Origin of the sequence: Microcystis sp. M_QC_C_20170808_M3Col, assembly GCF_007095505.1 — a bacterium.
GTDB lineage: Bacteria > Cyanobacteriota > Cyanobacteriia > Cyanobacteriales > Microcystaceae > Microcystis.
On the sequence record NZ_SFBY01000107.1, the window covers coordinates 1 to 3,799 of the forward strand.

Genomic DNA, 3,799 nt, shown 5'->3' on the forward strand with positions numbered 1-3,799 from the left:
CCCCCTAAGCCGAGTTTTCAAGGTGCTGTCCGCCCACTTGGTTTTCGAGACGGTCTTTTTAATTCTAACGTAAAGCCAACCTAGAACGGCGGGGTTTCCCACCCAAAATTTTCGATGACGGGAACCAAAGGAGAGAATCCCCGATCTGGTTTCTTGATCACCGATAATATCCACCACTCCCTCTCCGTAAATCCAAGGAAAAGCTCCCCCGAGTTGGCGAATTTGCAGAGTACCATCGGGATTAATTGCTTTGATAATAGCACCAATTTCGTCTTTATGACCAGTAATAGCAATTTTTTGGGTCGAATCTCGTCCTCTAATTTTGCCGATGACATTTCCCGCTTGATCTTGCCATGTTTCTAATCCTAACTCTTGAAAGCGTTCTAGTAACAGGCGATCGATTTCCGTTTCCATTCCACTAGGAGAATGATGGAGGACAAGAGTAGCAATAGTGTCAAAGAGGTGATCAAAATCCATATTTGTCTTGATTTGTGGGTCGAAAGAGAATTATTATCGAAACAGGAAATCGAGAAGGTTTTACAGGAACAATATTGGCGCAATCATGGCTCTTGGGGGTTCTTCGTTACTTGGTATGGTTCGATAGGGGGGCATAAATCGACTAAATCCTTATCTGGCAAGAGACTTAATTGATTAGTTCGCTCTAGATCAAAAACAATTGACAAAAATCGCTAAAGCCCTCTTGGGTGATTGCCAGTTAGCATTTAATGATTAATCAGAGGTGCAGAATTAGCCTGAAAACCCGCAACTTTCAGAGACTCTAGCACCGAATTGTCATCCTCTACCCAATAGTTTTGTCCTAAACGCACAAATTGACGCTGAGTTCCCGCACCAATGGTGGCAATAACGGGAACTTTTGCCTTTTGTTTGTCTCCCGATTGCAGAATACTTTTAAGAAGATTTTGACGATTTTGGTTGACGACATCTTGCATCGATAAATTAACCATCACCATTTTAATGGTTTCGATCGGTTCCGCATCTTCGATAATTAATTGTACCCGATCATCTCGGCGATCAACTTTTCCCCACACCATTAAAGTTGCTTCCTCCACTAATAATTTTTGCAGACGTTCATAGGTATCGGAAAAAACCACCGCTTCCGACTGTCCGGAGGCATCTTCTAGGGTTAAAAAAGCCATGGGAGTCCCTTTTTTGGTCAGAATTTTCTTAACGGCATTTAATAGGACAATTGCACTAACTTTTTTTCTGGTTTTGTGTTCTTCTAAGTCGGCTAAATTGATAGGAGATAGGACTTGAGCGGCTCTTTGTAAAGCTTTTAAAGGATGTTCGGAAACATAAAAACCTAAATGTTCTTTTTCCAGTTTTAACTTTTCCTGTAGGGAAAAATCTTCCACTGCCGGCGCACTGGGAGACTGTTCAAACTCGGATTCTTGTTTATTTTCTGTGCTACCTCCTAGCATATCAAAAATATTCATTTGACCACTTTCTTTCTCTTTGGTGCGTTTTTGCGCCCAGGCAACTACTAATTCTAAATCTTCAATTAATTGATGGCGATTGGGTTGAATTTTATCAAAAGCACCACAATAAATTAGCGTTTCTAAAGCTCTTTTGTTGACCAATCGCAAATCAACACGCTCGCAAAAATCACCTAAGGAAGTAAACTTTCCTCCTGTTGCTTCCCGCGCTTTTAAAATAGCCTCGATCGCATTTTCGCCCAGATTTCTAACTGCGGACAAACCAAAGAGAATTTTGCGTCCAATCGGGGTAAAATGTTTTTGCGATCGATTGATGTCGGGAGGTTCGACATCGATATTCATTTTCTGACAGTTTTCTCGATACTTTTCCACCTTATCCTGATTATCGCTACTAGCAGTTAGTAACGCTGTCATATATTCCACAGGATAATTAGCTTTTAAATAAGCGGTTTGATAGGTGACGTAAGCATAAGCGGTAGAGTGAGATTTATTAAAACAATTGGAGGCAATTAACCCGTTGCCCAGCAAAAAATTATGATCTTTCTCCACACCAATATCGTAAACGGGTTTTCTTCCCAAGGATTGACGACCGATAATTTTCACCATATTAGTAACTCAACTCTCCAGAGATTTTGGCAAGGGTGCTAATAGAAATATAGCATTTCTTTGCTCAATCAGGCTCCCCAGGACAAAAAAATTACCATATTAATAACTAAAGTGTATATTCTACCTACAATAGGTTACGATCAAATTAAACAACATCATCGAAAATTTTGGTCTGAAACCCCGTCGTTTCAGGTTGGCTTTACTATTAAATACTAGCGCATTTACACCATATATGCTAGAATGTGAGGCGTGGAGAAAGCCTATTAGTTTCGATTTTACCCAACACCCGAACAAGAGTCGCTATTGCGGCACACCTTGGGCTGTGTAAGATTAGTTTACAATCAAGCTCTCTATGTCAGAACACAAGCTGGGTACGAAAGACAAGAAAGAGTAGGATACAGTCAAACTTCTTCAATGTTAACCGAGGAGAAAAAACAAGAAGAATTAGACTTCTTGAATGAGGTTAGCTGTGGCCCTTTGCCACAAGGTTTAAGACACCTATAGAACCTATTTGGTATCTCTCTTGTGACGCTTCACGGGTAAGAATTACAGGTATTTTGGCTAATTCGCTCTAATCCATACTGGGTAATGATTTTGGGAAAGATACCAAATGGACCTTTGCTGGTCCTACTAAATTTGGTTAAAGGGTAGCAACGCAAAGCGGGACAAAATGCAGCAGTTGAGATAGCAAAGAAACCTGGCAACTGAGGGCAAGGGCATATCTTGACGAGAGGTCAGCACTGGGTAGTTCACGGATTGTGTTATAATTCTGGCCAAGCCATCAAGGTATTTGAAAAGGAGTAACACCATGAATCTATCTTCAGAAGCCTATCGCCAAGCCCTCGTGCGCGATGGAGAACGGCGCTATCGCGAATGGCACCAAAATTATCACAACGACTGCCGTCAATCAACGGCTGAATACCAAGCTCGTTCGGCCCAACAACGTCCAACAAAGCCTTGGATTTCCTCGGAAGCCTACCGCCAATTTTTAGTCAGAGATGGGGAGCGGCGTTTTGCGGAATGGCATGGCGAGTTTTTAGACTATCAAAGACAATTTCTGGCCGGTCAATCCACCTAAACGGATGTCAACAAATCCGCATTACAGCAATCTCTGAAAATAGTGGCTAGAGTCCAGGAAAAAATGGCTAATACCAATTCTCAATAGTCGTGACTAACATCCCAAAGTGCAATTCCTTTCTCAGAGAGGGATTGCACTTTGAAATGATCAACTAAGTCTGTCATTCTTTCGTACCTATCCCTATGCCCTAATCTATCACCAAGCCCTAGATAGCCCCAAGACCAAGGAGACTATAAGACTCGTTGGGACTCGTCTCAAAAAGCAGGTTCCTGTGAAGCAAGAATTTCCCATCAGACATCTTCGCATTGTGATGGCTAGATTGTCAAGTCTGTCCACCCCTGGTCCGGGCAAATAACACCTAAGATAGCGACCATTAAAACTGAAATTTCCATACATTTGTAATTTAAGCACCTAAAAGCCTTGCAAAGCAAGGCTTTTACTATTGGTTTATTTGTTCTGTGTCCATGGCAGCTCTTGGCTAGAGCCAGCGATCGCTTAATAATGAAAGCATAGGTGCGCCTTTTCTGAGAATTGATTCCATTTCTGGCTCTTCGTTACCCTTTATGCTAAATCAACAGACAAGATGCCAAGACAACATACTTCTAACCCAAAAATTCCGAAAGTTTCTAAAGCCATAGGCTCTCCGTTTTATTAGTTTAAG

2 protein-coding genes and 2 pseudogenes are annotated in these 3,799 nt (G+C 41.6%); 2 read left to right on the forward strand and 2 right to left on the reverse strand.

Translation table 11 applies throughout. The annotated features are described in order from the left end of the window. Positions 1-477, reverse strand: a pseudogene (locus EWV84_RS05350) (hypothetical protein); the annotation flags it as partial. Positions 478-722: 245 nt separating this feature from the next. Then, entirely contained in the window at positions 723-2,060 is a 1,338-nt protein-coding gene (locus EWV84_RS05355) for a helix-hairpin-helix domain-containing protein (RefSeq protein ID WP_287076935.1), read from the reverse strand. Positions 2,061-2,309: 249 nt separating this feature from the next. On the opposite strand from EWV84_RS05355, the pseudogene EWV84_RS05360 reads away from it, so the two are divergent. Beyond that, a pseudogene (locus tag EWV84_RS05360) lies at positions 2,310-2,561 on the forward strand (helix-turn-helix domain-containing protein); the annotation flags it as partial. Positions 2,562-2,868: 307 nt separating this feature from the next. Then, positions 2,869-3,138: a hypothetical protein gene (locus tag EWV84_RS05365; protein ID WP_286823775.1), complete on the forward strand. Its 270-nt coding sequence runs from the start codon at positions 2,869-2,871 to the stop codon at positions 3,136-3,138. Positions 3,139-3,799 lie beyond the last annotated feature (661 nt).